Below are 2,646 nucleotides of genomic sequence, written 5' to 3' on the forward strand. Positions count from 1 at the left end.
CGGGCGTCCGGGCGGTCGGCGGCCAGGTCCGCTTCCGGGGATTGCGCTGGCAGGTCGTCGGCCTGGCCGGACAGCGCGTCCACCTGGTTGCCGACGAGGGGGAGGAAGTGGTGCTGGCCGGGCACCTGTTCGCCGACCCCACGTTCGCCCTCATCAGCCCCGAGGCCGGTGAGAAGGCGGAGGCGGCACCACAGTGGGGCCTGTTCGAGACCGCCCCGGCGGCGGCCAGGGAACGGGCGCTCGCGTGGCGCCGGCACATCCGCGAGGTCGAGACCGGGCACCCCGACGGGGCCGACGCGGGCTGTGTGGTGCACGAGCGCTACGACCCCGAGCGGTACACCCTCGCCGAGCGGGAGCAGGCCAAGGCCGAGGAGCTCACCGCGCTCGGCTTCGGGCGGATCTCGCGCGCCACGGTGCAGAAGATGCGGCTGGACTACCGCAAGCAGGGCCTGTGGGGGCTGGTCGACCACCGCACCACTCGCGCACCGAGCCTCGCGTGGCGCACGGACGAGCGGGTGGTGGCCGCGGTGAAGGAAGCGATCCGGCGTCGGCGCGGGCGCTCCAAGGGCACGGTCAAGGCCCTGTTGCCGATGGCGGCCAGGATCCTGGCCGAGCGGCACGGGGACGCGGTGGCGATGTGCTCCCAGGCCACCTTCTACCGGCTGGTCGCCGCCCTCACCGACCCGCGCGAGGACATCCACGGCCGCGGGGACGGCGTCCCCGGGCCGCGGGAGGGACGGGCGTTCACCCCGACCGTGGCGCTACGCCCGGGCGAGCAGGTGCAGATCGACACCACGCGCCTGGACGTCCTCGCGGTCTTCGACGACGGCACCCTGGGCCGCCCCGAGCTGACGATCGCCGTCGACGTCGCCACCCGCTCCATCCTGGCCGCCGTGCTGCGCCCGGCCAGCACCAAGGCCGTCGACGCCGCGCTGCTGCTCGCGGAGATGGCCGTCCCCCACCCCGCCCGACCCACCTGGCCGAACATCCTGCGCTTCGCCCGCCCCTCCATTCCCCACCAGGAGGAACTGCTGGCGGCCGACGAACGCCTCGAAGGCGCCGCGGCGCGACCCGTGGTGGTGCCGGAGACGATCGTCGTCGACCGCGGGAAGATCTACCTCTCCGAGACGTTCACCGCCGCCTGCCAGAGCCTCGGGGTCAGCGTCCAGCCCGCCCCACCGCACGCCCCCACCGCCAAGGGCATCGTCGAGCGCACCTTCGGCTCCATCAACACCCTGCTGTGGCAGCACCTGCCCGGCTACACCGGCTCCAACGTCATGGAGCGCGGCCGCGACGTCGAACGGCACGCCTGCTACAGCGTCGCCCAACTGCAGGACCTCCTCGACGAGTGGATCGTCCACTGGCACCACCGTCCCCACAACGGGCTGCGCCACCCCGTGCTGCCCAAGACCCGGCTGACGCCCATGGAGATGTGGGGCGCGCTGACCGCCGTCTGCGGGTACGTTCCGGTGCCGTTGACCGGGCGGGACTACCTGGAGCTGCTGCCGGTGCGCTGGCACGCCATCAGCGACCACGGCATCCGCCTGGGCCAGCGCACCTACGACCACGACCTCCTCGGCCCCCACCGCGGCCAGCCCTCCTCCGTCGCCGCACGGGGCGGGCGGTGGGAGGTCCACCACAACCCCCACGACCTGCGCCAGATCTGGATCCGCCTGCCCGACCGAGACGGCCTGGTCGAGATTCCCTGGATCCACCGCGACCACGTCCACCAGCCTTTCAACGACCGCACCTGGGACCACGTCCGCGCCACCGCCCTACGCCGCGGCGACCACGACCAGCACGAGGCCGGCCTCGCCCAGGCCCTCGACGACCTGATCCGCCGTGCCGCCGCCGGCCACGCCACCCGCGCCGAACAAGCCCTCCTCACCCGCGCCCAGCCCGCCCGCATCCCCCGCCCCACCCGCGCCGGCCCGGACACGGCGCAGCCGGTACAGCCGGCGCGGGGAGACCGCGCGGGCACACCACAGCGGCGGGCCACGGCCGCACGGGCCACGCACCGCCCCGACACCGAGAGCGGCACGGGCGCAGACGGGTGCGGCCCAGGCACCCGCAGCTGGGAGGACACCGAAAGCCTGGACGACCTGGACACCGAACCCGACACCGGCCAGTGGCCCGACGACCACGACGAGGACGACGGCGACGGCTGGAACGACGACCGCTCCCCCGCCCCGCCCTACACCGGCCTCGGCCTGTGGAACGCACACCAGGAAGCCGAACGATGGTGAACACCCACCACCACACCCCCAGGCCAGGCAGCAACCGACGACGCTCCCTCCCCCGGACCGAACCGGCAGCGGCCCCGGCATGCCGAAGGCGGGCGCAGCAGGGCCGTGCCGAGGTGCTGCGCGGCTGTACCGGGGCCTTGCGGCGCTGCCAGCCGCGCCACCAAGCGCTCCCCGGGGCCGCTGGGCGCGCGGCGCCCGGTCACAGCCCGCGCTTCGGGTGTCGGCATGCTCCACCGCCAGCGGGCACCGGAGAAACGGGACACCAGCGATGAACAACACCAACGCGACCGGCACGGACGCCGCGGTGGGGCCGGCTGAACCGGCGCCGTACAAGGTCGACACCTGGCACGGCTTCCAGACCTTCGCCACCACCCCCGCCCCCGCACCACCCAGACCCGGA

1 protein-coding gene is annotated in these 2,646 nt (G+C 74.3%); it reads left to right on the plus strand.

Annotation, left to right across the window (positions count from 1 at the left end):
• On the plus strand, positions 1 to 2,246 hold a 2,246-nt coding region (locus tag C2142_RS37545), incomplete at its 5' end, for a DDE-type integrase/transposase/recombinase (protein WP_241003068.1).
• Positions 2,247 to 2,646: the final 400 nt, after the last annotated feature.

Origin of the sequence: Streptomyces sp. CB01881, from assembly GCF_002953255.1 — a bacterium.
GTDB lineage: Bacteria > Actinomycetota > Actinomycetes > Streptomycetales > Streptomycetaceae > Kitasatospora.